Annotated in this window: 23 protein-coding genes; 7 read left to right on the forward strand and 16 right to left on the reverse strand. The window is 71.8% G+C overall.

The window, feature by feature from the left end:
* Nucleotides 1-190: 190 nt before the first annotated feature.
* The gene (locus tag GXW76_RS13970) at nucleotides 191-841 is read right to left on the reverse strand and encodes a tetratricopeptide repeat protein (protein WP_211862699.1); all 651 of its coding nucleotides are present in this window, start codon (nucleotides 839-841) and stop codon (nucleotides 191-193) included.
* 106 nt (nucleotides 842-947) lie between these two features.
* Here GXW76_RS13970 and GXW76_RS13975 point away from each other — a divergent pair, with 106 nt between their 5' ends.
* Nucleotides 948-1,526, forward strand: coding sequence for a hypothetical protein (locus tag GXW76_RS13975; protein WP_211862700.1), 579 nt, complete (start codon nucleotides 948-950; stop codon nucleotides 1,524-1,526).
* Here GXW76_RS13975 and GXW76_RS13980 read toward each other — a convergent pair.
* The 9 genes from GXW76_RS13980 to GXW76_RS14020 all read right to left on the reverse strand — a co-directional run bounded on the left by GXW76_RS13980 (nucleotide 1,464) and on the right by GXW76_RS14020 (nucleotide 10,741).
* Nucleotides 1,464-2,177: an SDR family NAD(P)-dependent oxidoreductase gene (locus GXW76_RS13980; protein WP_211862701.1), complete on the reverse strand. Its 714-nt coding sequence runs from the start codon at nucleotides 2,175-2,177 to the stop codon at nucleotides 1,464-1,466. The genes GXW76_RS13975 and GXW76_RS13980 overlap by 63 nt on opposite strands.
* A gap of 173 nt (nucleotides 2,178-2,350) precedes the next feature.
* The gene (gene purF, locus GXW76_RS13985) at nucleotides 2,351-3,811 is read right to left on the reverse strand and encodes an amidophosphoribosyltransferase (protein ID WP_211862702.1); all 1,461 of its coding nucleotides are present in this window, start codon (nucleotides 3,809-3,811) and stop codon (nucleotides 2,351-2,353) included.
* Nucleotides 3,812-3,819: 8 nt separating this feature from the next.
* Entirely contained in the window at nucleotides 3,820-4,380 is a 561-nt protein-coding gene (locus GXW76_RS13990) for a CvpA family protein (protein ID WP_211862703.1), read from the reverse strand.
* Between the two features lie 33 nt (nucleotides 4,381-4,413).
* Nucleotides 4,414-5,823, reverse strand: coding sequence for a DNA repair protein RadA (gene radA, locus GXW76_RS13995; protein ID WP_211862704.1), 1,410 nt, complete (start codon nucleotides 5,821-5,823; stop codon nucleotides 4,414-4,416).
* 1 nt (nucleotide 5,824) lies between these two features.
* Nucleotides 5,825-6,079 carry a hypothetical protein gene (locus GXW76_RS14000; RefSeq protein WP_211862705.1) on the reverse strand — a complete coding sequence of 85 codons (255 nt, stop codon included), beginning with the start codon at nucleotides 6,077-6,079 and terminating at the stop codon, nucleotides 5,825-5,827.
* A gap of 5 nt (nucleotides 6,080-6,084) precedes the next feature.
* Nucleotides 6,085-7,842 carry an asparagine synthase (glutamine-hydrolyzing) gene (gene asnB, locus GXW76_RS14005; protein ID WP_211862706.1) on the reverse strand — a complete coding sequence of 586 codons (1,758 nt, stop codon included), beginning with the start codon at nucleotides 7,840-7,842 and terminating at the stop codon, nucleotides 6,085-6,087.
* A 4-nt stretch (nucleotides 7,843-7,846) separates the two neighbouring features.
* Complete coding sequence (locus GXW76_RS14010) at nucleotides 7,847-8,860, reverse strand: glycosyltransferase (RefSeq protein ID WP_211862738.1); 1,014 nt, start codon at nucleotides 8,858-8,860, stop codon at nucleotides 7,847-7,849.
* A 14-nt stretch (nucleotides 8,861-8,874) separates the two neighbouring features.
* Nucleotides 8,875-9,654 (reverse strand): glycosyltransferase family 2 protein, encoded by a 780-nt coding sequence (locus GXW76_RS14015; RefSeq protein ID WP_211862707.1) that lies wholly within the window; start codon nucleotides 9,652-9,654, stop codon nucleotides 8,875-8,877.
* Nucleotides 9,655-9,802: 148 nt separating this feature from the next.
* Complete coding sequence (locus tag GXW76_RS14020; RefSeq protein ID WP_211862708.1) at nucleotides 9,803-10,741, reverse strand: glycosyltransferase family 9 protein; 939 nt, start codon at nucleotides 10,739-10,741, stop codon at nucleotides 9,803-9,805.
* 204 nt (nucleotides 10,742-10,945) lie between these two features.
* On the opposite strand from GXW76_RS14020, the gene ygfZ reads away from it, so the two are divergent.
* A complete protein-coding gene (ygfZ, locus tag GXW76_RS14025) occupies nucleotides 10,946-11,770 on the forward strand; it encodes a CAF17-like 4Fe-4S cluster assembly/insertion protein YgfZ (protein ID WP_211862709.1) in 825 nt (274 codons plus the stop codon).
* Entirely contained in the window at nucleotides 11,767-12,222 is a 456-nt protein-coding gene (locus GXW76_RS14030; protein ID WP_211862710.1) for a methyltransferase family protein, read from the forward strand. The genes ygfZ and GXW76_RS14030 overlap by 4 nt, the downstream gene beginning before the upstream one ends.
* Here GXW76_RS14030 and GXW76_RS14035 read toward each other — a convergent pair.
* Nucleotides 12,219-12,650 carry a GNAT family N-acetyltransferase gene (locus GXW76_RS14035; protein ID WP_246514301.1) on the reverse strand — a complete coding sequence of 144 codons (432 nt, stop codon included), beginning with the start codon at nucleotides 12,648-12,650 and terminating at the stop codon, nucleotides 12,219-12,221. The two genes, GXW76_RS14030 and GXW76_RS14035, sit on opposite strands and share 4 nt — an antisense overlap.
* An 88-nt stretch (nucleotides 12,651-12,738) precedes the next feature.
* Here GXW76_RS14035 and GXW76_RS14040 point away from each other — a divergent pair, with 88 nt between their 5' ends.
* Nucleotides 12,739-13,509: a polysaccharide deacetylase family protein gene (locus tag GXW76_RS14040; protein ID WP_211862711.1), complete on the forward strand. Its 771-nt coding sequence runs from the start codon at nucleotides 12,739-12,741 to the stop codon at nucleotides 13,507-13,509.
* Between the two features lie 346 nt (nucleotides 13,510-13,855).
* On the opposite strand, the gene ppdK is transcribed toward GXW76_RS14040, so the two are convergent.
* Genes ppdK through GXW76_RS14060 form a run of 3 tightly spaced genes read right to left on the reverse strand, consistent with a single transcriptional unit; the run spans nucleotide 13,856 to nucleotide 19,863 of the window.
* Nucleotides 13,856-16,528, reverse strand: a complete 2,673-nt coding sequence (ppdK, locus tag GXW76_RS14045; RefSeq protein ID WP_211862712.1) for a pyruvate, phosphate dikinase — start codon at nucleotides 16,526-16,528, stop codon at nucleotides 13,856-13,858.
* Between the two features lie 13 nt (nucleotides 16,529-16,541).
* Complete coding sequence (glyS, locus tag GXW76_RS25730; protein WP_338150962.1) at nucleotides 16,542-19,001, reverse strand: glycine--tRNA ligase subunit beta; 2,460 nt, start codon at nucleotides 18,999-19,001, stop codon at nucleotides 16,542-16,544.
* Nucleotides 18,994-19,863 carry a glycine--tRNA ligase subunit alpha gene (locus GXW76_RS14060; RefSeq protein ID WP_211862713.1) on the reverse strand — a complete coding sequence of 290 codons (870 nt, stop codon included), beginning with the start codon at nucleotides 19,861-19,863 and terminating at the stop codon, nucleotides 18,994-18,996. The genes glyS and GXW76_RS14060 overlap by 8 nt, the downstream gene beginning before the upstream one ends.
* 79 nt (nucleotides 19,864-19,942) lie before the next feature.
* On the opposite strand from GXW76_RS14060, the gene GXW76_RS14065 reads away from it, so the two are divergent.
* Nucleotides 19,943-20,356: a ketosteroid isomerase-related protein gene (locus GXW76_RS14065; RefSeq protein ID WP_408904356.1), complete on the forward strand. Its 414-nt coding sequence runs from the start codon at nucleotides 19,943-19,945 to the stop codon at nucleotides 20,354-20,356.
* 129 nt (nucleotides 20,357-20,485) lie between these two features.
* Nucleotides 20,486-21,664 carry a M20 family metallopeptidase gene (locus tag GXW76_RS14070; protein WP_211862714.1) on the forward strand — a complete coding sequence of 393 codons (1,179 nt, stop codon included), beginning with the start codon at nucleotides 20,486-20,488 and terminating at the stop codon, nucleotides 21,662-21,664.
* Here GXW76_RS14070 and GXW76_RS14075 read toward each other — a convergent pair.
* Complete coding sequence (locus GXW76_RS14075; protein WP_211862715.1) at nucleotides 21,615-22,430, reverse strand: S49 family peptidase; 816 nt, start codon at nucleotides 22,428-22,430, stop codon at nucleotides 21,615-21,617. The two genes, GXW76_RS14070 and GXW76_RS14075, sit on opposite strands and share 50 nt — an antisense overlap.
* A gap of 76 nt (nucleotides 22,431-22,506) precedes the next feature.
* Between GXW76_RS14075 and GXW76_RS14080 the strand changes: the two genes are divergently transcribed.
* A complete protein-coding gene (locus GXW76_RS14080) occupies nucleotides 22,507-23,703 on the forward strand; it encodes an FAD-dependent oxidoreductase (protein WP_211862716.1) in 1,197 nt (398 codons plus the stop codon).
* Nucleotides 23,704-23,724: 21 nt separating this feature from the next.
* Here the strand turns inward: GXW76_RS14080 and GXW76_RS14085 are convergent, their stop codons facing one another.
* Nucleotides 23,725-24,351 carry a hypothetical protein gene (locus GXW76_RS14085; protein ID WP_211862717.1) on the reverse strand — a complete coding sequence of 209 codons (627 nt, stop codon included), beginning with the start codon at nucleotides 24,349-24,351 and terminating at the stop codon, nucleotides 23,725-23,727.
* Nucleotides 24,352-24,491 lie beyond the last annotated feature (140 nt).

A 24,491-nucleotide genomic window follows, 5' to 3' on the forward strand; every position in this document is an offset into this window, starting at 1 on the left:
GGCAGCACCACGCTGGCCCCCTGGGCGGCGGAATCGGCCTCGAGCGCGCGCTCGGGCACGGTCATGACCGCGCGGCGCTCGCCCACGAAGCGCTCGCGGCGCTCGCCGAAGAGGTCGTCGAAGGTCTCGCAGCCGCCCAGCAGGGCGGCGGCACCGAGCAGCGCCCCTCGGCGCGTCATCGTCCCGCGCATCAGCCGGCGAGCCCCGCGGCGATGCGCTGGGCGCGCTCGCGGATGCCGCGTGGCGCGGTGACGTCGGCGGCCAGCGCCTCCAGCGAGCGCTTGGCCTCGTCCCGCTGGCCGGCGCGCAGCGCGACCAGGGCGGCCATTTCCCGCGCCGAGGCGCTCCAGGGCTGGTCCGGCCGCGCGAGCGGCGCGATGCGCGCCGCCAGCGTCGCCGGGTCCGCCGTGTCGAGCGCGCGCAGCGCCCACATCAGCGAGGCGAGGTCGCGGTAGAGCTGCTCGACCGATGTGTCGGAGGCGACGCGGTCATAGAGCGCGAGCGCGGCGTCGCGGTTGCCGGTCTCGGCGCGCAGGGCGGCGGCGCGCAGCAGGGCCAGGGCCCGGTAGCCGGCGGGGCTGGAGGGGGCGAGCGCCTCGAACCTGTCCGCCATGGTGGCGAGGTCGGCGCCCTCGGCCTCGGCGGCGCGATGGGCGGCGATGAAGGCGGCGGCGGCGGCGTCGCGCTGGCGGGCCTCATGCCACTGCCAGGCCTGCCAGCCGCCGACGCCGGCCACCACGAGGAGCAGGGCGGCAAGGAACGGCGTGGCGAAGCGCTGCCAGAGGCGCTGGGCGCGCTCGGCGCGAAGGTCCTCTTCCACCTCGTCGAAGATATCGGGCAAGTGTGGCATCCCTGGTTGCCGGCCGGCATGGTCCCGGCCCGGAAAGGCGCCGGACCATACAGGCCTGTTGGCGGGGCGTTAAGCCCGGCCGGGGTTTCCTTCGCCCATGCGCCGCCTTCTCCTCGCCGTCCTGCTCCTGCCCGGCTGCCAGGCCGTGGGCGCCCCGGGGGCTCCGCTGCTCGCCATTCCGGCGGCGGTGGAAGGGCTTTCGCTGCGCGCCTTCGGGCGTACCACGGGGGATGTGCTGGTCTCGCTCGTGACCGGGGAGGATTGCTCGATCGCCCGGATCGGGCGGGGGGAGGCCTATTGCGGGCGGGACGACGCGCCCGCTCCGCCGCCGATCTGCACCCGCAGCCTGGGATCGGTGGATTGCTGGACCGTGCCGCCGGCGGCGTATCCGGCCTATCGCGGCGTGGCCGACGGGCCATCGACGCTGAACGAGGCGCAGGAGAACAACCGCATCGGCTGGACCGGGCGCATCGGCCGGGCGCTGGTGGAAGCGGGCCGGCCGGCGGAACCGTCCGCGCCCGCCGTCCCGGTGGTCGAACCCGGCCCCGGGGCGCCGACGATGCGGAGCGTGGCCGAGGACGCCGCCGCGCGCGCCCTATCGGCCGCGCCAGGTTCAGCCGCGCAGCCGGACCAGCGCCCCGTGGCGGATTTCCTCATCCCCGCACAGGGCAACTAGCGCGGGGGCGATGTCGGCGGGGGAGGGCAGGGCCGCCGCATCCTCGCCCGGATAGGCATTGGCGCGGAGCTGCGTCGCGACCGGGCCGGGGTCTGCCAGGTTGATCCGCAGCGGCGAATTCGTGGTCTCGGCGGCCCAGCAGCGCACCAGGTGCTCCATCCCGGCCTTGGCGGCGCCATAGAGGCCCCAATAGGCGGCCGGCGTGCCCGCCACCGCGTCCGTCAGTACCACGGCGCGGCCGGCGGGGGCGGCGCGCAGCGGCGGGTCGCAGGTGCGGATCAGGCGCCAGGCGGAGGAAAGGTTCACCGCCAGCGATTCCTCCATGTCCCGCGGCTGGATATGCGCGACCGGCGTCAGCTTGGACAGCACGCCCGCGGCATGGACCAGGATGTCGAGACGGCCGAATCGCGCCACGATGGACGGGCCAAGCATGTCCACGTCCTGCGCCTTCCTCTGCAGGTCGAGCGGCAGCAGCGTCGCGGCCGGGCCGCCGGCGGCGCGAATGGCGTCGTCGGTTTCCTCGAGGCCGCCCTGGGTGCGGGCCACCAGCACGCAATGGGCGCCGCGGCGGGCGAGTTCGACGGCGACGGCGGCGCCGATGCCGCGGGACGCGCCGGTGACCAGGGCGATGCGGCCGGAAAGGGATGTCATCGAAGCCTCATGGGACAGCGGGCGGGGAGGGCTCTGCCCTCCCCGGACCCCACCCGCCAAAGGCCGAAGGGCCTTTGGAAACCGGGACTTGGGTGGCGGGTTGCAAGGGCGCTCGAGCCCTTGGGGGGGAGGGGGAGAAGTGCGGAGAGGGGGGCACCCCTCTCCGCCGGGCGTCACTCCCCGGCGGGCTGCAGCAGGGAGAGCTGCCGGTCGGCGTTGTCCTCCCAGTCCGTCAGCGGGATCACATAGTCCCCCGTGAAGCAGGCATCGCAGAAGTCGGGCTTCGCAGGATCACGCGCCGGCCGCCCCAGCGCCCGGTAGAGCCCGTCCAGCGAGATGAAGGCCAGGCTGTCGGCGCCGATGATCCTCGCCATCTCGGCGACGTCATGCTTGGCGGCCATGAGCTGCGAGCGCTCCGGCGTGTCGATGCCGTAATAGCAGGAGTGCGTCGTCGGCGGGGAGGAGATGCGCATGTGCACCTCCTTCGCCCCGGCCTGGCGGACCATCTCGACGATCTTGCGCGAGGTGGTGCCGCGCACGATCGAATCGTCCACCAGGATGACGCGCTTGCCTTCGAGCATCGGGCGGTTCGCCGAATGCTTCAGCTTCACGCCGAGGTGGCGGATCTGGTCGGTCGGCTCGATGAAGGTCCGGCCCACATAGTGGTTGCGGATGATGCCGAGCTCGAAGGGGATGCCCGCTTCCGCCGCGTAGCCCATGGCGGAGGGAACGCCGGAATCGGGCACCGGCACCACGACGTCGGCCGGCACGCCGGATTCGCGGGCGAGTTCGGCGCCGATGCGCTTGCGCGTTTCGTAGACGGGCTTGCCCTCCATCACCGAGTCGGGGCGGGCGAAGTAGATGTATTCGAAGATGCAGAAGCGGCTGTCGTTGCGGCCGAAGGGCTTCACGCTGCGCACGCCGCTGTCGTCGATGATGACGATCTCGCCGGCCTCGATGTCGCGCACGAATTCGGCGCTGACGATGTCGAGGGCGCAGGTCTCGGATGCCAGCACCCAGCCGCCATTCGCCAGCCGCCCGAGCACCAGCGGCCGCACGCCTATCGGGTCCCGCGCGCCGATCAGCGCGCCGTTGTGCAGCGCCACCAGCGAATAGGCACCCTGCACCTGCTTCAGCGCGTCGATCAGCCGGTCCAGCACCGTCGAATAGAGGCTGATGGCGATGAGGTGGACGAAGACTTCCGAATCCGTGGTGGACTGGAACAGGCAGCCGCGCCGCACCAGCGCGCGCTTGAGCGCGTTGGCGTTGGTGAGGTTGCCGTTGTGCGCGACCGCGAAGCCGCCGAACTCGAAATCGGCATAGAGCGGCTGCACGTTGCGCAGGGCCGTCTCGCCGGTCGTGGCGTAGCGGTTGTGGCCGACCGCGGCGCCGCCGCGGAGGGAGGCGATGATCTTCGCCTCGCCGAAATTGTCGCCCACCAGGCCGAGGCCCTTGTGGGCGTGGAACAGGCCCTTCTCGTCGAGGGTGACGATGCCGGCCGCTTCCTGCCCACGATGCTGCAGGGCGTGCAGGCCGAGCGCGGTCAGCGCCGCGGCGTCGCCGCCGTTCCAGACGCCGAAGACGCCGCATTCCTCATGCGGCTTGTCGTCGTCCCAGTCGCGCGTGGCGTCCATGGTGGTCCTCAGTTTCGGCTGCGCGCGGGGGGACGCAGCAGGTCATCGACGGTGGGGCCGTTGGCCCCGGGCGGGTCCACCAGCCGCGGGCGGTAGGCCTCCGGCACCTGTTCGACCACGCGGCGGGCGCCTTCGGCGACGAAGGGCAGGCTCCTCGCCTCCTTCACGGCGGCGGGCCAGGCGGCGGTCTCGGGGGCGAACATCCCGGCTAGGATATAGGCGGCTACCAGCAGGACCGCACCCCGTACCGCGCCGAAAGCAAGACCCAGAACGCGGTCGAGCCCGCCCAGTGCCGAATCCTGCACGCGATCGGCAAGGAAGTTGGTGATCACCTTCAGGATCACCAGCACGACGAGGAAGACGGCGCCGGTGCCGACCGCATCCGCGATCCACGCCGGTTCGATCCAGCCGGAGGTGACCGGCAGCAGGTGCGGGCGCGCGAGGAACGCCGCCGCCGCGGCGCCGACCCAGGCGCCCAGGCTCAGCACTTCGCGCACCAGCCCGCGGAAGTACGCGACGGCCGCCGAGATCAGCACCACCGCCGCGAGGGCGCCATCAACCCATGTCATGGGCAGTTCCTATAGCGGCCGGGCCGGGCGCCGTCACGGGCCGGCGCGGCGGGGCTTCACGGACTTTTCCGCGAAGACCGCGACGAGGTCGGCGAGGTGGCCCGTCTCGTTCAGCGCCATGCTGGCGGGGGGTGCCGCCGCCTTGCCGCCGCGGGCGACGCGGCGGGGCAGGGTGGCGGCGGAAAAGCCCAGCTTCGCCGCTTCCCGCAGGCGCGATTCGGCCTGGGCGACCTGGCGGACCTCCCCCGAGAGTCCGACCTCCCCGAAATAGACGGCGCCCGAATCGGTCGGCCGGTCGGTCGCCGCCGAGACCAGCGCGGCCGCTACCGCGAGGTCTGCCGCCGGCTCGGCGATGCGTAGGCCCCCGGCGATGTTCAGATAGACGTCGTTTTGCCCCAGGGACATTCCGCAGCGCGCCTCCAGCACCGCCAGCAGCATGGACAGCCGCCCGGAATCCCAGCCCACCACCTGCCGGCGGGGGGAGCCGCCCGAGGAGGGCGAGAGCAGCGCCTGGATCTCGACCAGCACCGGGCGGGTGCCCTCGATGCCCGCGAAGACCGCGGAGCCGGAGACATTGCCCCGACGCTCGGCGAGGAACAGGGCGGAGGGGTTGGCGACCTCGACCAGCCCGGTCCCGGTCATCTCGAAGACGCCGATCTCGTCGGTGGCGCCGAAGCGGTTCTTCACGGCGCGCAGGATGCGGAACTGGTGGCCGCGATCACCTTCGAAATAAAGGGTCGCATCGACCATGTGCTCGAGCACGCGGGGGCCGGCCAGCGTGCCTTCCTTCGTGACATGCCCGACCAGCACGATGGCGAAGCCGCGCGCCTTCGCGAGCCGGATCAGTTCCGCCGCGCAGGCGCGCACCTGGGCCACGGTGCCGGGCGCGGATTCCAGCGCATCGAGCCAGACGGTCTGGATCGAATCGATCACCACCAGGGCGGCGTCGGCCTCGCCTTCCAGGCTGGCGACGATGTCGCGCAGCGCTGTGGCCGCCGCGAGCGCCATGGGGCTGTCGGTCAGGCCGAGGCGTGCGGCGCGCAGCCGCACCTGCTCCACCGCCTCCTCCCCGCTGATGTAGAGCACGCGACGCCCGGCGGACGCGATGCGCGCCGCCGCCTGCAACAGGATGGTGGACTTGCCGATCCCCGGATCGCCGCCGACCAGCACGGCCGAGGCCGCGACCAGCCCGCCGCCCAGCACCCGGTCCAGTTCCGCGATGCCGGTCGGGATGCGCGGCGGCGGCGCGCTCTCTCCCTTCAGCCCGACGAATTCGACACGCCGCCCGCCGCCGGCCTTGGCCGCCGGGCCGGGGCCGCGGGTGGGGGGAGGGGCTTCCTCGGCGAGTGTGTTCCACTCGCCGCAACCCTCGCAGCGGCCCTGCCACTTAGGATGCACGGCGCCGCAGGACTGGCAGACGAAGCGGGTCTTTTCCTTCGCCATGTCAGCGGCGGGTCCGTTCGGTCAGGTAGTCGAGGATGGCGGGCTTCATGTTGTCGCTATGGCAGGGGTGGCGGGCCATGAAGGCCTCGATCCAGGCGCGGCGCTCGGCATCGGTGCCGCGCGGGATGGCACGCAGCACGCGGGTTTCCGAATGGTGGCACCCGCCGCCGCAACCGCGCGCGAAGGCGTCGGCGCCGGTCTGCGCCGTAGCCGGGGCGGCGAGGCACAGCGTGGCAAGGACGAGCATGGCGCGCATCGCGGTCACCCCTGGCCGAGGAAGGCGAAGACGTCGCCTTCCGCCCGCCGCCCCTCGACATGGCGGCGGTGCCACAGCGCGTGGAACAGCAGGTGCCAGGCGGCGAAGCCCTCCCGCTTGCCGGCGGCGGCGCGGAACAGCGGCAGGATGCGGTCGGGCTTCGCGATCGCCGCGACGCCCGGCTGGGCGGCGACCAGCGGCGCGAGGCGGTCGGCCGCCTCGGCGATCCAGGCGCCGACCGGCACGGTGAAGCCCTGCTTCTTCCGGAAGGGCTCGGAGGCCGGGAAGTGCCTCGCCAGCCATTGCCGCAGGATCCACTTGCCCTGACCGTTGCGCACCTTCATCGCATCCGGCAGGCGGAAGGCGGCGGCGGCGACGCCGGCATCGAGGAAGGGCGTGCGCCCTTCCACCGCATGGGCCATCAGGCAGCGGTCCAACTTGGTCAGCAGGTCGTTCGGCAGCCAGTCCGCGACGTCGAGCGCCTGCGCGGCCTGCAATCGCGTGCGGCCGGGGGTGGCGGCGGCGGCCGAGGCGGCCTCGATCCCGTCGCGCCAGCCGCGCGGTGCCTCCCGCAGCACGTCCAGCCGGTCGAAGGCGCCGTGCGCGCGCATCGCCTTGCCGCCGAGCCACCAGGGCTTCATGGCCGAGCGATAGCGGCCGTAGCCGCCGAAGATCTCGTCCCCGCCCTCGCCGGAGAGCACGACCTTCACCTCCTGCCGCGCCCGCTGCGCCAGGAACCAGGTCGGGATGATGGCGTAGTCCGCCGCCGGGTCGTCCATGCAGGCGACGATCTCGGGCAGGTGGCGGAACACCTCCTGCCGCGTGACGTTCAGCGTGACGTGCTTCGCGCCCGCTGCCTGGGCGGCGCGGGCGGCGGCCTCGCGCTCGTCGGCCGCGCCGGGCACGTCGAAGCCGGCGGTGAAGGCGAGCACAGGCTTCTCGTTCAGCCGCGCCATCATCGCGAGTATCGCGGCAGAATCCGTCCCGCCCGAGAGGAACATGCCGTAGGGCACGTCGCTGCGCTGGTGCAGGTCCACGCTCTCGGCCAGCGCGGCGTCGAGGCGGGCCAGCGCGGCCTCCTCCGTGATGCTCTCGGGCCCGCCTTCGGGCAGGGCGGCGCGGCGGTGGCGCTCGACGATGGCGCCGTCGGAGATGACGATGGTTTCGCCGGGCAGCAGGCGGGTGATGCCCTCGAAGATCGTCTCGGCCCCGGTGGTGAACTGCAGTTGCAGCAGTTCATGCAGCGCCGGCTCGCGCAGCCGCGGCGTGACCAGGCCGGCGGCGATCAGGGCCTGCGGCTCCGAGGCGAAGGCGATGCCCTGCCCGGTCTCGGCGAGATACAGCGGCTTGATGCCGAAGGGGTCGCGCGCCAGCACGACGTGATGGGAGGCGCGGTCATGGATCGCCAGCGCATACATCCCGCGCAGGCTGTCGGCGAAGGCCGCGCCATCGCGGCGGAAGAGATGCAGCGGCGGCTCGCAATCCGACTGCGTGACGCAGTCGAGCGCGTTCTCCGCCCGCAGCTCGCGGTAGTTGTAGACTTCCCCGTTGCCGACCAGGCTGGCGGCGCCCGAATGCAGCGGCTGATCGCCGGTCGTCAGGTCGATGATGGCGAGCCGCGCATGCGACAGCGCGACATTGCCCTGCACATGGTGCCCGTGCCCGTCGGGTCCGCGATGCGCCAGCGCCCGGGCCAGGGCGTCCAGCACGGCGGGGGAGGGCACCTCCCCGGGCTTCAGCGCGAGTCCGGCGATGCCGCACATGGCGTCAGGCCGCCTGCCGCTGCGGCGCGACGGCGGCGAGGAAGTCCCGCCAGCGCGCCACCACGGCGGCCTCGGTGAAGCCGCCTTCGTAGGCGGCGCGGCCGGCATGGCCGAGCGCCTCGGCGCGCGACGGGTCATCCAGCAGCCGGGCCACGGCGGCGGCGAGCGCGGCGGGGTCCTGGTCCGGCACCAGCACGCCGTCGCGACCGTCGGTCATCAGTTCGCCCGGCCCCTGCGAGGCGATCGCCACCACCGGCCGGCCGGCCGACCAGGCCTCCAGCACGATGTTGCCCAGCGGCTCGTGGCGGGATGAGCAGACGAAGGCTTCGCAGCCCGCAAGCAGTGCGCCGGTGTCACGCCGCCATCCCAGGAAGGCGACGCGGTCCGCCACGCCGAGTTCGCGCGCGAGCGCTTCCAGCGCCGCGCGCTCGGGACCCTCGCCGGCGATGGACAGGTGGGCGGCCGGGATCTGCGCCAGCGCGCGCAGCGCGATGTCGAAGCCCTTGTTGCGGTGCAGCCGCCCCATGGCGAGCAGCCGCCGCGCACCGGGCGGCGCGGGCAGGGCGGCGGGGGCGGCGCCGGCCAGGTCCTCGACGAAGTTCGGCAGGTAGTGGGCGCGCGCGGCGGGCCAGCCCTGCTCGGCGATCCAGCGCACGATGCCGCGGGTATTGCCGACCAGGTGGTCGCAGCGCCGGTAGTATTTCAGGTCGTAGTAGCCGCCCAGCCGCCCGACCAGCGTCCACGGCCCCTTCGGCGCGAAGCGCGCGGCGCGGTTCATCCAGGCGACGGTCACGGCGGGGCCGAAGGCGTTCAGCGCGCCGCGCAGCCGTGGCCCGGTCAGCAGGTCGAGCGCGCCGCCGAAGCCGAGTTCCACCGGCGCGAGCCCGCCCGCGCGCAGCCGGGCCGCGCGCTCGGCATCGCGGCGGATGACGGGCAGCACCTCCTCGCCGGCTGCATGCAGCGCGAGGCAAAGCCGTTCGTAGAAGCCTTCCGCCCCGCCGTGATGCGCGCCGGCCATGACCTGCGCGACCTTCACCGGGCGCCCCCGTGCTTCTCCGGCTCCAGCTTCGCCTTGAGGTAGGACAGCAGCGGGAATGCCCCGGTGCAGAGCGCCAGCAGCACGCCCCAGCCGCCTTCCCGGTAGCCCTTGCGCGAGACGTAGGACTTGAACCCGCGCGAGAAGAACCGCCGCACGTTCGACGCCAGCGAGCCGATGTTGCCGCTCGCGAGCAGGTCCGCCGCCTTGGCGTTCGAATACTTGTCCAGCCGCCGCAGCATGTCGGAGATGTCGCGGTCCACCAGGTGCACCAGCGCGCCCTCGGTGACCTTGGGCCCTTCCTTGCCGGTCCAGTCGAGGCCCGGATGCACCCGCTGCGCCCGCCACTTCTTGGCGCCGCGCAGGAACAGCCGCGGCACCGAGGTGGTGCCGAAGGACCCCGCCCAGCCATACCGGATGAGCCGCCCGCCGACGTAGTTGTCCACCGGCACCTGGTGCCAGGCGAAGGTGCTGGTCGCGATGGTCGCGCGCACGGCCCGCGCCAGCGCGGCGTCCACCCGTTCGTCCGCGTCCACTTCCAGGACCCAGTCGCCGGTGCAGGCCGCGATGCCGGTGTTGCGGCGCTCGCCTTCCAGTTCCCAGGCGCCTTCGACCACCTTCGCGCCGGTGGCGCGCGCGATCTCGGCGCTGGCATCGGTGCTGCGGTCGAGGACCACCACCACCTCATCCGCGAAGGCGACGGAGGCGAGGCAGTCGGGCAGGCGCTCCTGCTCGTTGCGGGCGACGATCAGGGCGGAGAGGCGAGGGGCGGTCACGGCGCGACGCTCCGGGGAGGGCGCCGCCGCCCTCCCGCCAAAGGCCGAAAGGCCTTTGGGAACCGATACATGAGGCCCGCTCCCGACGTTGGGTTGCCGTTCGGCTCGGGGGCGAGGGGGGCGCGATGCGCCGGCACTCCGCGCGCGGTCATGCGGCGACCTCCCCGAGCGGCACCGGTTCGGGCCGTGCGAGCAACGCCGTGGCTTCCTCCGCCACCCGCGTCGCCGACAGCGACCCCATCGGCGCCGCACCCCGCGGGCCCTTGGCCAGGACGGCCAGCGCCCGCATCCCCACCGGCGCGTATTCCGAGGCCGGGGTCGGCCCGAACAGCCCGATGGTCGGCGTGCCCGTCGCGGCCGAGAGATGCATCAGGCCGGAATCATTGCCCACGAACAGCGCGCAGCGGGCGAGGACGGCCGCGGCCTCCGGCAGGTCCAGCGCGCCGACCAGGTCCACCGCGCCCAGCAGGCCCTCGAGCACGGGTGCGGCCATGGCGCGCTCCTGCTCCCCGGGGCCGCCGAGGACCACGATGCGCGCGCCTTCCAATGCACCGCCCGGCCCGGTCAGCAGCCGGGCCAGCGTCAGGAAGCGGTCCGCCGGCCACACCTTGCGCGCCCAGTTCGCCGTCGGCCCGAGCGCCAAGACCGGGCCGCCGGGCGGGACCAGCGTTTCGGCGCGCGCCGCCTCCTCCGGCCCGAACCAGGCGACCGGGCGCGGTGCCGGGCTGACGCCAAGGGTCTGGGCGATGTGCAGCAGCCGGTGCCCGGGCCGCCGCCCGCCGCGCATCACCGCGCGCCGCCGCGCCGCCAGCAGCCAGGCGATGGCCGAACCGCGCAGGTCCACCACCAGGTCCCAGCGCCGGAACGCCACCTGCGACCACAGCCCCAGCCAGTGCAGGCCGAACCGCTTCTTCTCGATCGGGATGATGCGCTCGAGCGCCGGCATCCGGCGGAACACGCCTTCCGCCACGCGCCCGACCGCGACGGTGAAGCGGGCCTGCGGATGGGCATGCATCAGGTGGTCGAGCAGCCCGGTGGACAGCACGGCATCGCCGATCCGGGTCGAGGTGATGAAGAGGATGTGCACGCGCCGCGCTTACCACGCCCCGCCCGCGCGGGGGAGGTTGCGTGGATCTCGGAGTGGGGATCGGCAGCCTGCCCCACGCCCCGCCCGCGTGGGGGCGAGGTTGCACTCCCCGGGCGCAATTCCCGCGTCGCGGCGGCGGCGGCCACGCCTCGCCCGCGCGGGGGGAGGTTGCACTGCCGCCCCATCCGGCACACCTGATACGGCATGAGCCTCGCCTACCTCCCCGATCGGGGCGTGCTGGAGGTGGCCGGCCCGGATCGGGCCGCCTTCCTGCAGGGCCTCGTCTCCAACGACGTCACCGGCATCGCCCCCGGCCAGGCGGTGTGGGCGGCCCTGCTCACGCCCCAGGGCAAGTGGCTGGCGGATTTCTTCGTCATCCCGGCCGGCGACGCCCTGCTGCTCGACGCCGAGCGCGCTCAGGTGCCGGGCCTCGTCCAGCGGCTGACGCGCTTCCGGCTGCGGTCGAAGGTGACGCTGCGCGACGCCTCCGAGGACTGGCATGTCCACGCCGCCTGGGGCGGCGCGCCGCCGGCCGAGGGTCTGGTCATCCCCGACCCGCGCCTTCCCGAGGCCGGCTGGCGCGTCCTGGACCCCGCGCCGCTGGCCTCGGATGCGTCGGCCGAGGACTACGACCTCCATCGCTTGGCCCTCGGCCTGCCCGACGGGTCGAAGGACATGGAGAGCGAGAAGTCGGTGCTGCTCGAGGCCGGCTTCGACGAACTCAACGGCGTCTCCTGGTCCAAGGGCTGCTACATGGGCCAGGAACTGACGGCACGGACGCGCTACCGCGGCCTGGTGAAGCGGCGCCTGGTGCCTGTGGCGGTGGACGGGCCGCTGCCCGTTCGCGGCACAATCCTTGCCGGTCCCGACGGGGCCGAGGCTGGCGAGATGCGCTCCGGGCGCGACGGGCTGGGCCTTGCGCTGGTCCGGCTCAATGCCTTCGACCGCGCGCCGTTCCGCGCCGGCGAAGCCATGCTGACGCCCCGCATCCCCGCCTGGATGCGCCTGCCCGCGCGCGAGGAAGCATGAGCGACCACGGCCCGGGCGTGCGCATCCCGCCGCCGGCCCTGGTGGCGGGGGCGCTCATTGCTGCCTGGGGGCTGCATCGGGTGGTGCCGGTGCCGCTCGGCCCGCCGCTTCCGGAACTCGGCCTGCTCGTCGTCTTCGCCGCCCTGGCGCTGATCGGGATGGCGGTGCTGGTGATGATGAAGGCCGGCAACGATCCCCGCCCGGACAAGCCCGACACCGCGCTGGTCGAGGCTGGGCCCTACCGCTTCAGCCGCAATCCGATCTACCTCGGCTTCCTGGTCGCGGCGGTGGGCTTCGCGCTGCGCTGGGGGGACCTCTGGGGCTGGCTGGCGGTGATCGCGAGCCACCTGATGCTCGACCGCCTGGTGGTGGCGAAGGAGGAAGCCTACCTCGCCACCCGCTTCGGACCCGCCTACGAGGGCTATCGCCGCCGCGTCCGTCGCTGGCTCTAGCCAAGCCGCTTGCGCAGGAAGGAGCGCCGCTGGCCCGCCGGGTAGTCCTCGAGCACGCCGAACCTTTCGTAGCCGAGGGCGAGGTAGAAGGCCTCGGCCTGGAAGGTGTCGAGCCAGGCGGCGTGGCAGCCTGCCGCCGCGGCATGCGCCTCGGCCTGCGCCATCAGACGGCGCCCGGCACCGCGGCCGCGCAGGGAGGCATCCACCCATACCGCCTCGATGAAGAGCCAGCCCCAGGACATCACGCCGGACAGGCCGGCGAGCAGCCGGTCCTCCGCATCCCGCAGCGCGATCCCGAAGCGGCTGGCCGCGTGCGGCACCGTCTCGCCGTGGAACGCGTTGATCCGGCGGCCGAGTTCCGCGCGGAAGCCGGGGTCGGGATCCGGGTCCAGCGTCATCGCGAGGCCCGCCGGCCAGTCTTCGTCCATGCCTGTCATCCTGAAACGGATCATCGACCATGGCGCCGCCGGATGCTACGCGCCCCCGTCCACCGCATGACGCCGGAGGCGCCATCCCATGTGCCGGTGCTGTCCCTCCATCCCGCCTCTGCCCGGCCGCCGCGACGTCCACCGCTTGCTGCTGGCCGCCGCCCTGGCGCCCGCCGGCCTGGCGGCCCCCGAAGCGAGGGCCGACGATCATGTCGCGCCGCGCCTGCACCTGGCGGCCGCCCCTGCGGGGCGCGCGAGGGTGGCGCTGACGCTGGATGCCTGCGCCGGCGCGGCCGACATGCGCGTCCTCGGCGGCCTGATGCGGCTGGGCGTCCGGGCGACGGTCTTCGTCACCGCCCGCTGGCTGCGCGCGAACCCCGGCACGGTCGCGCTGCTGCGGGAACGGCAGGACCTCTTTGCCTTGCAGAACCACGGCGAGCGGCACGTCGCCGCCGTGCTGGGGGCGGGGCGGCTCTTCGGACAGCCGGTCGCCGGCACGCTCGAGGGGGTGCGGCGGGAGGTGGAGGGCGGGGCCGCGGCCATCGTCGCCGCCGGCGCGCCGGCGCCGGGGTGGTATCGCGGCGCCACGGCGCTCTACAGCCCTGCCGCGCTCGCCGAGATCCGCGGCATGGGGCTGCGTGTCGCGGGCTTCTCGGTGAACGCCGACCAGGGGGCGTCGCTGCCGGCGGCGCAGGTGGCGCGCCGGATCGCCGCGGCCCGCGACGGTGATGTCATCATCGCCCACACCAATCGCCCCGACCGCCCGAGCGGGCCGGGCGTGGTGGAAGGCGCCGCGATGCTCCAGGCGCGGGGCACCGCCTTCGCCTGGCTGGACGGGGAGGCCATGGTCGAGGCGTAGGCCACCCCGCCCAGTTTATCGACCGGTGACGTTTGCCCGACACGGCGTGCCGGCCATGACCAGCCCGGCCGCCCAGCCCTTGGCCGATCCGCCGGTCCCGGGCGTCGCGCCCGCACGCGTGCAGAAGCATTTGGACTTCAAGCAGGCGCTGACACGCTGCCTGGTCCACCGGACGCGCCGTTGACCGCCGCCCGGCGGGCCGTCTTCGAAAGCGTGGAACAGCGCCTGCGCGGCTCCGCCGAGGTCGCCTTTGTCAGCGTGAAGGCGGGGCGCGGGATGATGGCGCGGTGGGCAGGGCCGACGACATAGGCTTTACGCCGTCCCTCGGCCCTTCCCGTCGCACGCCCTACGCCGTGCGATCCGTCCCTCCGCCTGCCAGCGCCGCCTGCGCCGCGGCAAGCCGGGCCACCGGCACGCGGTAGGGCGAGCAGGACACGTAATCGAGCCCGACGCTCTCGCAGAAGGCGATCGAGGACGGGTCGCCACCGTGCTCGCCGCAGATGCCGAGCTTGAGCGTGGACTTCACGCGGCGGCCCTTCTCGGCCGCGATCCTGACCAGTTCGCCGACGCCGTCCGGGTCGATCGACACGAACGGATCCTTCGGGAAGATGCCCTTCTCGACGTAGAGCGGCAGGAACTTGCCGGCGTCGTCGCGGGACAGGCCGAAGGTGGTCTGCGTCAGGTCATTGGTGCCGAAGGAGAAGAAGTCGGCCGCTTCCGCGATCGCGTCGGCCGTCAGGGCCGCGCGCGGCAGTTCGATCATCGTGCCGACGCTGTATTCCACATGGTACTTCGTCTCGGCGAAGACTTCCTGCGCCACGCGGTCGACCAGGGCGCGCGTGATCTCGAGCTCGCGGCGGGTGGCCACCAGCGGGATCATGACCTCCGGGTGCGGCGCCTTGTGGGTTTCCTTGCCGATCTGGCAGGCGGCCTCGAAGATCGCGCGGGCCTGCATCTCGTAGATCTCGGGGTAGGAGATGCCGAGGCGGCAGCCGCGGTGGCCGAGCATCGGGTTCGCTTCGCCGAGTTCCTGCGCGCGGCGGTGCATCGCCTCGACATCCGCGCCGAGGGACTTCGCCACCTCTGCAATCTCGAAATCCGTGTGCGGCAGGAATTCGTGCAGCGGCGGGTCGAGCAGGCGGATGGTGACCGGCAACCCCGCCATGATGCGGAACAGGTCCACGAAATCCTGCCGCTGGAACGGCAGCAGGCGGCCGAGCGCCGCACGGCGGCCGGACTCCGTCTCCGCCATGATCATCTGGCGCACCGCGCCGATGCGCTCGGGGTCGAAGAACATGTGCTCGGTACGGCAGAGGCCGATGCCCTCGGCGCCGAACTTGCGCGCCGTCTCGGCATCCAGCGGGGTCTCGGCGTTGGCGCGCACCCGCAGGCGCCGCACCTCGTCCGCCCAGCCCATCAGCGTCGAGAAGTCGCCGGAGAGCTGCGGCTCGACCATGGCGACGGAGCCGACGAAGACTTCGCCGGTGCCACCGTCGATGGTCAGCACTTCGCCGCCGCGCACCTGGACGCCGCCGGAGGAGAGCACCTGGTTGTTGTAGTCCACCGAGATGCCGCCGCAGCCGGCGACGCAGGGGCGGCCCATGCCGCGGGCGACGACGGCGGCGTGGCTGGTCATGCCGCCGCGCGTGGTCAGGATGCCCTTGGCGGCATGCATGCCGTGGATGTCCTCGGGGGACGTCTCGATGCGCACGAGGATGACGGACTCACCCTTCTGCGCGCGCGCCTCGGCCTCATCCGCTGAGAACACGACGATGCCGCAGGCCGCGCCGGGCGAGGCCGGCAGGCCCTTCGCCAGCACCTTGCGCGGCGCCTTCGGGTCGAGCGTCGGATGCAGCAACTGGTCGAGCGCGGCGGGGTTCACGCGCTTCACGGCTTCCGCGTGGTCGATCAGCCCCTCGCGCGCCATGTCCACGGCGATCTTGAGCGAGGCCGCAGCGGTGCGCTTCCCGTTGCGCGTCTGCAGCATGTAGAGCTTGTTCGACTGGACCGTGAACTCGATGTCCTGCATGTCGGCGTAGTGGCGCTCGAGCGTCTCGCGCACCTTTACGAGTTCCGCGTAGGCGGCGGGCATGGCCTCTTCCATGCTGCGCTCACCCACCTTCGAGCGCGCCATGGACATGGGCTGCGGGGTGCGGATGCCGGCGACGACGTCCTCGCCCTGCGCGTTGATCAGGTACTCGCCGTAGAAGATGTTCTCGCCGGTGGACGGGTCGCGGGTGAAGCAGACGCCGGTCGCGCAGTCCTGGCCCATGTTGCCGAAGACCATCGCCTGGACGTTCACCGCCGTGCCCCATTCGGCCGGGATGTCGTGCAGGCGGCGATAGGTGACGGCGCGCTGGTTCTGCCAGGAGCCGAACACCGCGCCGACCGCGCCCCAGAGCTGCTCCCACGGATCCTGCGGGAAGGGCTTGCCGGTGACCTCGCGGACCATCTCCTTGTAGCCATCGACCACGCGATGCCATTCGGAGGCGGTAAGCTCGGTGTCCTCGAACTTCCCGGTATCGAGCTTCACGTGCTCGATGATTTCCTCGAACCGGTGGTGATCCACGCCGAGCACGACCGAGCCGTACATCTGGATGAAGCGGCGGTAGGAATCCCACGCGAAGCGGGCGTCGCCGGATGCGGTGACCAGGCCCTCGACGGTGGCGTCGTTCAGGCCGAGGTTGAGCACCGTGTCCATCATGCCCGGCATGGAGACGCGGGCGCCGGAGCGCACCGAGACCAGCAGCGGCCTGTGGTTGTCGCCGAAGCGGGTGCCGACGGCTTCCTCGACGCGGGCGAGGCCCTGCTGCACCTGCGCTTCCAGGTCGGCGGGGTACTGCCGCTCATGCTGGTAGTACCAGGTGCAGACCTCGGTCGTGATGGTGAACCCCGGCGGGACCGGCAGGCCGATGGAGGCCATCTCGGCCAGGTTCGCGCCCTTGCCGCCGAGGAGATTGCGCATGTCGGCGCGACCCTCGTTGCGGCCGGCACCGAATGAATAGACCCACTGCGTCATCGGGGGCTCCCCCTCAGGCTTCGATCTTCGAGAAATCCGCCACCGCGTCCATTGTGGCACGAAGGCGGGCGAGTAGTTTCAAACGATTGCGGCGGAGTTCCGGCGCGGGATCGTTGACGATCACCTTGTCGAAGAAGGCGTCCACCGGTGCGCGCAGGGTGGCCATGGCTTCCATCGCACGCTCGAAATCCTCGGCCGAGATGTCGAGTTCGATGCGGGCGGCGGCGGCTTCCAGCGCGGCGGCGAGGGCTTCTTCCTCATGCGCCTTGAGCAGGTGGCGCTCATAGCCGGTGTCGTAGGCGTGGCCGTCGCGCTTTTCCTCGATGCGGAGGATGTTCGCGGCGCGGCGATGGGCGGTGAGGAGGTCGGCGCCGTCCTCCGATTCCACGAAGGCGCGGACGGCGTCGGCGCGGCGCAGCAGCCGGTTGAGGTCGTCGTCCGGGGCGGCGCCGAGAACGGCGGTGACGACGTCGTGGCGCAGGCCGTCGGCGCGGAGCTGGACGCGGAGGCGGTCGGTGAGGAAGTCGAGGACTGCTGCGGCAGTCGGCTTTGCCAAGAGTTCGTGGGCAATCTTCACCGCTCGCACGTACATCATGCGCGTGTCGATCGCGAACGGAAGGTCGCCTTCATCGACACCGTGCTCTGCAAGCACGTTCGCAGCCCATGCGAAAACTTGGTCAGATGGCGCCTGCACGAGATCGTCAACCGGGTTCTCGCTATAGATCCACGACTTCGGATTGAGATCGTTGAACCGCGACAAGCGCGCTGCAATCTCGTTCAAGGCGTCGGCATTATTGGTATCGGCAATCGCTCGATCGAGTAGGCCGTCGGCATTTGCGAGAATGGCAGCTGGTGACGTCCGTAGCGTGGCGAGGACTTCCTGGCCCGGCGTAACAGTTCCCTCATTGAGCGCACGGCTCAAGTCGTCCATGAGCTTGAACTGGGAACCAGCAAGAGACTCAGCCAGCAGGCGCACGGCCTCAAAGAGTACTGACTGCAGGCTCAGCCGCAGCCCATTCTCCCGCACGATGCGGATGACGCCCAGTGCCGCCCGCCGCAGCGCGAAGGGATCGCCCGAGCCGGTTGGCTTCTCGCCCACAGCAAAGAAGCCCGCGAGCTGGTCCAGCTTATCCGCCAGCGCCACCGCGATCGCCACGGCCTCGGACGGCACCTCGTCCTGCGGGCCGAGCGGCCGGTAATGCGCGGCGATGGCTTCCGCCACGCGTGGGTTCTCCCCCTGAGCGAGCGCGTAGTAGCGCCCCATCACGCCCTGCAACTCGGGGAACTCGCCCACCATCCCGGAAGCGAGGTCGGCCTTCGCCAGCCGCGCCGCGCGCGCGGCCAGCGCCGGTTCCGCGCCGACCTTCTCCCCGATCAGCCGCGCCAGCCGTTCGAGCCGCGCGACGCGCTGGCCCTGGGTGCCGAGCTTCGCGTGGAACACCACGGAATCGAGCTTGGGCAGGAAGGATTCCAGCGACTGCTTGCGGTCGAGGTCCCAGAAGAACCGCGCATCCGCCAGCCGCGCGCGCAGCACGCGCTCATTGCCCGCGACGATGGCCGCGCCGCCGTCGGGTGCGGCGATGTTCGACACCAGCGCGAAGCGCGGCGCGGCGGACCCGTCCGCGCGCCGCAGCGCGAAATACCGCTGGTTCACGCGCATCGTCGTGCGCATGACCTCGGGCGGCAGGTCCATGAAGGCGTCGTCGATGCGGCCGAGCAGCGGCACCGGCCATTCCACCAGCCCCGCGACCTCGGCCACCAGGCCTTCGTCCGGGACCACGGTCAGGCCCTCGGTGGAAGCGAGCGCAGCGATGCCGTCGCGGATCAGCGCGGCGCGCTCGGCGCCGTCCAGCACCACCTTCCGCTCGCGCAGCCCGGCCTCGTAGTCGATGAAGCCACGCACCGCGAAGGCGCCGGGCGCCATGATGCGGTGGCCCTCGGTTTCGGTGCCGGAAGCCAGCCCGTGGCCGTCATCCTCGTTCGCGCGCAGGTCGAAGGGCACGACCTCGCCGTCCAGCACGCAGAGGATGCGCTTCAGCGGCCGCACCCAGGCCATGCTGGAACGTCCACCCCAGCGCATCGACTTGGGCCAGGGGAAGGCGCGGATCACGGCGGGGACCGCAGCCGCGACGAGCGCGCGCGCCTCCACCGTCTCGCCCGGCTTCGCCAGCACCCAGAACTGGCCTTCCTGCTTCAGCGCATCGCGCGTCGCGCCGTGCTTGCGGAGGAATCCGTCCAGCGCCTGCTCGGGCGCGCCGACGCGCGGGCCGCGTTCCTCCTTGCCCTCGGTCGTCACGCTTGCGCGCAGGCTCGCCGTCAGGCCGACGCGGCGCGGGCCGGAGAAGCCACGCGGCGCGCCGTCCAGCAGCGCGGCACAGCGTTCGGAGAACAGGCGAACCAGGTCCTCCGCCGCGCGCGCCTGCATGCGCGCCGGGATCTCCTCGGAGAAGAGTTCGAGAAGCAGTTCAGCCACGCGCCGTCTCCCCCGCGAGCCAGGCCTCGCAGCAGCCCTTCGCCAGGTTGCGCACACGGCCGATATAGGCCGCGCGCTCCGTCACGCTGATCGCGCCGCGGGCGTCGAGCAGGTTGAAGCGGTGGCTCGCCTTGATGCACTGGTCATAGGCCGGCAGGGCGAGGCCGCGTTCCAGCAGCGCGGCGCATTCCTTCTCCGCGTCCTCGAAGTGGCGGAACAGCATCGCCACGTCGGCGTGCTCGAAATTATGGGCGGAGTATTCCTTCTCGGCGCGGAGGAAGACCTCGCCGTACTTCACGCCATCGTCGTTGAAGGCGAGGTCGTACACGTTCTCCACGCCCTGGATGTACATCGCGAGCCGTTCGAGGCCGTAGGTCAGTTCCGCGGAAGGCCTCTCGCAGGCGATGCCGCCGACCTGCTGGAAGTAGGTGAACTGCGTCACCTCCATCCCGTCGCACCAGACCTCCCAGCCCAGGCCCCAGGCGCCCAGCGTCGGGCTTTCCCAGTCGTCCTCGACGAAGCGGATGTCGTGCAGGGCGGGGTCGATGCCGAGCGCGCGGTAGGATTCGATCAGCAGCGCCTGCGGGTCGGCCGGGGATGGCTTCAGGATCACCTGGTATTGGTAATAGTGCTGCAGCCGGTTCGGGTTTTCGCCGTAACGGCCGTCTGCCGGCCGGCGGGAGGGCTGCACATAGGCCGCCTTCCACGGCTTGGGACCCAGGGCGCGGAGCGTGGTGGCCGGATGGAAGGTGCCGGCGCCGACCTCCATGTCATAGGGCTGGAGAATCACGCATCCCTGCTCGGACCAGAAACGGTGCAGGCGCAGGATGATGTCCTGGAAGCTCGGGGGCTTCTGCGGCATGGGCGGTCCGGGGTCTGGCGCTTGTCTGTGTTGCAGCGCACCTATACGGGCCAGACCCGGACCCGGCAAGGAAACCGCCTTGAATACCGCCGCAGACCTGATCCGCTCCTACCTCGATGCCTTCAACCGGGCGGACCGCCCCGCGATGCTGGCCCTGCTGACCGAGGACGTCGCCCACGACATCAATCAGGGCGGCCGCGAAACGGGCCGCGATGCCTTCGCCGCCTTCATGGCCCGGATGGATCGCTGCTACCGGGAACGCCTGGTGGACATCGTGGTGATGATGGAGACAGGCGGGTCCCGCGCCGCGGCGGAATTCGTGGTGGAAGGCGAATACCTCGCCACCGACGAGGGCCTGCCGCCCGCGACCGGCCAGCGCTACCGGCTGCCGGCCGGCGCCTTCTACGAGATCCGCGGAGGGCGGATCGCCCGAGTGACGATGTTCTACAATTTGCAGGATTGGGTCAGGCAGGTGGAAGGTCGGGGGGAGTGAACTCCCCCCGATCCCCCCTCCTTCTTTGAGTCCTTGGGAACTGACTTCGGAAGTCAGTCTCCAAAAGACAAAGAAGGGAGGGGGTTCGGGGGAGGTTCATCTTCCCCCGACCTTGTTCCACCGGACGCCATGCAGACCCTGACCTCAGATGCCCTTCTCTCCACCGTCCGCGCCTGGGTGGACATCGAAAGCCCGACGCAGGACGCCGCCGGCGTCAACCGCGTGGCGGACCATGCGGAGGGCCTCCTGCGCGGCCTTGGCGCCACCATCGAGCGCACCCCGGGCCGGGACGGCTTCGGCGATATCCTGATCGGCCGCGTGCCGGGGGAGGAAGCCGGCCCCGGCCTGCTGCTGCTCGGCCACATGGACACGGTGCACCAGCGCGGAACCTTCGCGTATCGCGTCGAGGGCGGCCGCGCCTATGGCCCGGGCATCTACGACATGAAGGGGGGCAACGCGATCGCGCTCGCCGCGCTGCAGCACCTGCACGCGATGGGCCGCCGCCCGCGCCTTCCGGTCAGCGTGATGATGATCCCGGACGAGGAGGTGGGCAGCCCTTCCTCCCGCGCCGCCATCGAGGCCGAGGCGGCCAGGCACCGCGCGGCGCTGGTGGTCGAGCCGTCAGGCGAGGGCGGGAAGCTGACCATCGCCCGCCACGGCATCGCGCGCTGGCACCTGCGCACGCTGGGCCGCCCCGCGCATGCCGGCGCCTACCACGCCGAAGGCCGCAGCGCGGTGCGGGAGATGGCGCACCACATCCTGGCGCTCGAGGCGCTGACCGACCATCCGCGCAACTTCTACGTCAACATCGGCATCCTGCAGGGCGGCACGCATGAGAACATGGTGCCCGCCGAATGCCGCGCCATCTGTTACGCGCTGGTGCCGACGGCGGCCGAGCAGAAGGAACTGCGTGACGCCGTCCATGCCCTGCCGCAGCACGATCCGGACGTGCGTACCGAGGTGACCGAAGGCCTCGGCCGCCCGCCATTCTCCAAGACGTCGGCGATCCAGGCGCTCTACGACCACGCAGCGGCGCTGGCGCGCGAGATCGGCTTCGAGGTGGCCGGCGAGCGCGTCGCCGGCGGCGGCAGCGACGGCAACTTCACCGGCGCCCTGGGGGTGCCGACGCTGGACGGCCTCGGCGTCATCGGCGGCGGGCCGCATACGCTCGAGGAATTCCTCGACATCGACTGCCTGGTCCCGCGCACGCGGCTGCTGGCGCGGCTGTTCGAGACGCTGGGGCCGGGGACGGCCGGGGCTATAGGCCGAGCCGCGCCCAGGCCGCGCGTTCCTCGGCCGTGTGGCTAAGGGCCTCGACACCCTCCCGCACGCCGGGGACCAGCCGCCAGGGGAAGGGCCGCTTCCGCGGGCCGAGGCGGAGGATCTTCACCTTCTCCCCGAAGCGGCGCTTCGCCTCGCCTTCCGCGTCGCCGAGCCGGTCGGCCAGGCCGAGTTCGACCGCCTCGCGCCCGGTCCAGAAGCGCCCGGTGAACAGCGCTTCCTGCGCCGCTTTCAGCCGATCCCCACGGCGGGCGCGGACCCAGGCCTTGAATTCCTCGTGCAGCTTGCCGAGCAGGTCCTCCAGCCGCGCGACATCCTGCTCGCGCTCCGGCCGGAAGGGATCGAGGAAGGATTTTTCCGCGCCCGCCGTGCGCAGCCGCCGCTCCACGCCGAGCCGGGCGATCGCCTGGTCGAAGCCGAATCCGGCGCTGATGACCCCGATGGAACCGAGGATCGAGGCCGGTTCGGCCACGATCTCCTCCGCCGCGCAGGCGATCCAGTAGCCGCCGGAGGCCGCGGCATCCTCGACCACCGCGATGGCCGGAACCTTCTTCTCATCCGACAGGCGACGGATGCGCTGGGCGATCAGGGAGGACTGCACCGGCGACCCACCCGGCGAATTCACCACCAGCATCACCGCCGCGAGCCGCTTGATCCCGAAGGCCCGGTCCAGCAGCGGCCCGGTCGCGGCGGCGTTCAGCCCGCCCGACAGCGGGTCGGGCCGGGCGGCGATGAGGCCGGAGAGGCGCACCAGCGCCACGCGCGGCGCGCGGTCGAAGAGGAAGAATGCCATGGACCATAAATGCCGTGCCGCGCCCCGGCATCAAGTCGCCTTGCCGGGGGCCGCCACCCGCGCTGCAATCCCCGCCATGACCCCTGACCGCGTCCTGATTGCCGGCGCCGGGCCCGCCGGGCTGGTTGCCGCCGCCGCCCTCGCCGAGGAAGGCATTCCCGTCCTGATCGTCGAGCAGGCGCGGGACCTGCCGGATGATTTGCGCGCCTCCACCTTCCACCCGCCGACGCTCGACATGCTCGACCGCTTCGGCGTGACCGGGGCGATGATCGAGCAGGGGCTCATCTGCCCGACCTGGCAGTTCCGCGACCGGCACGCGGGCGTCATCGCCACCTTCGACCTCGGCCACCTGAAGGACGACACGCGCCACCCCTACCGGCTGCAATGCGAGCAGTGGCGGCTGACGCGCATGCTGCGCGACCGGCTGGCGGCGAACCCGGACGTGGTCTTCCTCTACGACGCGCGCGCGGTCGAGGTGGCGCAGGATACGGACGGCGTGACGCTGACCGTCGAGCGCCCCGACGGCTCGTGCGAGCCGCTGCGCGGCCGCTACCTGATCGGCGCCGACGGCGCGTCGTCCGTGGTGCGCAAGTCGCTCGGCGTCGGCTTCGACGGGATGACCATCCCGGAGATATTCCTGACGCTCTCCACCACCTTCCCCTTCCATGAGGCGATCGCGGACCTCACGAACATCGCCTACATCTCCGACCCGGAGGAATGGTTCGTGCTGCTGCGCACGGCCTCGCTCTGGCGCGTGCTCTTCCCGACCGATCCGGGCGAGTCGGAGGAGACGATGCTCGACCCCGCGCGCATCGAGCGGCGCCTGCAATCAGTGGTGCCCAACCCGGCAGGCTACGAGGTGCGCCACCGCACTGCCTACCGCGTGCACGAGCGCGTCGCCGACACCTATGCGAAGGGCCGCTGCTTCCTCGCGGGCGATGCGGCGCACATCAACAACCCGCTCGGCGGCATGGGCATGAACGGCGGCGTGCACGACGCCTTCAACCTGGCGGAGAAGCTGGCGCAGGTCTGGCGCGGCGCCGACCCCGCGCTGATGGAACGCTATTCCCGCCAGCGCAGGAAAGTGGCGCTGGAGACGGTGCAGGCCACCGCGCTGCGGAACCGTCAGATCCTGAACCAGCGCGATCCCGGGATCCGCCGCGCCTACCATGACGACCTTCGCGCGACCGCCGCCGATCCTGCGAAGCACCGCGCATTCCTGCTGCGCAGCTCGATGATCCAGTCCCTGCGCGATCTGGAGGCGGTGGCGTGACCACACGCGGCCGGCCTGGGCCTACTGCGTGACCCGCAGGACAATGCCGGCGAAGTTGTAGTCCACGGCGCCGATCGTCTGCGTCGTGCCGAAGGGCGCGTTCATCCACGCGACCAGGCCCGGCAACGTGTCCTCGCTGCCGCCGTCGGGGTTCATGACGCTGATGCTCCCGTTCCAGCGGCGCGCCAGGACCCAGTGCGTCAGGCCATTGGGCAGCACCACCACGAGCATGAGGCGCGCGTCGCCGTCGAAATCCGCCTCGGTGAACGGGTCCGTCGCCGCCCGCCGGTCGCGCGGAAGGCCCTGCACGTCGGATTTGTAGGCGAGGTAGGCGTTGTCGAAGTCGCTGGACAGCGCGCGCAGCCCGGACTTTCCCGTCTTCGAACGATCCTCGATGAGCGCCGCCTTCAGTTTGAAGTCGCCCGAGAGGATGCCGACGATCTTGGACACTTCGGACTCGTCGTTCTGGCCGCGCCAGATGCGCTGGTAGACATCCTTCGCATCGGAATCGTTCGGCTGGCCGGCATAGGTCCCGAACTCCGCGGCGGAACACAGGATGCACGACGCCCCGCAGGCCTTGTCGCCGTTGATGCCGAGATTCTGCTGGGTCTGGGTGATCCCGTTCTGGTCGTGCTGGAACAGCGGCATGAGAGTCCCTCCACCGAGCCGGTGCCTTGCCTATGGTTCGCGGGAGGCACGAATTCTGTATTGCGGGCCGGGGAGGATCTCGTAACATTTACGTTACGATCAGCGTTGCGCGGCGCGACGGTATCTCGCGGAGGCGGCTT

The organism is Neoroseomonas soli (genome assembly GCF_018129065.1).
Classification (GTDB): Bacteria; Pseudomonadota; Alphaproteobacteria; order Acetobacterales; family Acetobacteraceae; genus Neoroseomonas; species Neoroseomonas soli.

Coding starts and splice junctions, on each gene's coding strand:
- GXW76_RS13975 (WP_211862700.1), top strand. CDS start 948: ATGCGCCGCCTTCTCCTCGCCGTCCTGCTCCTGCCCGGCTGCCAGGCC.
- GXW76_RS13980 (WP_211862701.1), bottom strand. CDS start 2,177: ATGACATCCCTTTCCGGCCGCATCGCCCTGGTCACCGGCGCGTCCCGC.
- purF (WP_211862702.1), bottom strand. CDS start 3,811: ATGGACGCCACGCGCGACTGGGACGACGACAAGCCGCATGAGGAATGC.
- GXW76_RS13990 (WP_211862703.1), bottom strand. CDS start 4,380: ATGACATGGGTTGATGGCGCCCTCGCGGCGGTGGTGCTGATCTCGGCG.
- radA (WP_211862704.1), bottom strand. CDS start 5,823: ATGGCGAAGGAAAAGACCCGCTTCGTCTGCCAGTCCTGCGGCGCCGTG.
- GXW76_RS14000 (WP_211862705.1), bottom strand. CDS start 6,079: ATGCGCGCCATGCTCGTCCTTGCCACGCTGTGCCTCGCCGCCCCGGCT.
- asnB (WP_211862706.1), bottom strand. CDS start 7,842: ATGTGCGGCATCGCCGGACTCGCGCTGAAGCCCGGGGAGGTGCCCTCC.
- GXW76_RS14010 (WP_211862738.1), bottom strand. CDS start 8,860: ATGGCCGGCGCGCATCACGGCGGGGCGGAAGGCTTCTACGAACGGCTT.
- ygfZ (WP_211862709.1), top strand. CDS start 10,946: ATGAGCCTCGCCTACCTCCCCGATCGGGGCGTGCTGGAGGTGGCCGGC.
- GXW76_RS14030 (WP_211862710.1), top strand. CDS start 11,767: ATGAGCGACCACGGCCCGGGCGTGCGCATCCCGCCGCCGGCCCTGGTG.
- GXW76_RS14035 (WP_246514301.1), bottom strand. CDS start 12,650: ATGGACGAAGACTGGCCGGCGGGCCTCGCGATGACGCTGGACCCGGAT.
- GXW76_RS14040 (WP_211862711.1), top strand. CDS start 12,739: ATGTGCCGGTGCTGTCCCTCCATCCCGCCTCTGCCCGGCCGCCGCGAC.
- ppdK (WP_211862712.1), bottom strand. CDS start 16,528: ATGACGCAGTGGGTCTATTCATTCGGTGCCGGCCGCAACGAGGGTCGC.
- GXW76_RS14060 (WP_211862713.1), bottom strand. CDS start 19,863: ATGCCGCAGAAGCCCCCGAGCTTCCAGGACATCATCCTGCGCCTGCAC.
- GXW76_RS14070 (WP_211862714.1), top strand. CDS start 20,486: ATGCAGACCCTGACCTCAGATGCCCTTCTCTCCACCGTCCGCGCCTGG.
- GXW76_RS14075 (WP_211862715.1), bottom strand. CDS start 22,430: ATGGCATTCTTCCTCTTCGACCGCGCGCCGCGCGTGGCGCTGGTGCGC.
- GXW76_RS14080 (WP_211862716.1), top strand. CDS start 22,507: ATGACCCCTGACCGCGTCCTGATTGCCGGCGCCGGGCCCGCCGGGCTG.
- GXW76_RS14085 (WP_211862717.1), bottom strand. CDS start 24,351: ATGCCGCTGTTCCAGCACGACCAGAACGGGATCACCCAGACCCAGCAG.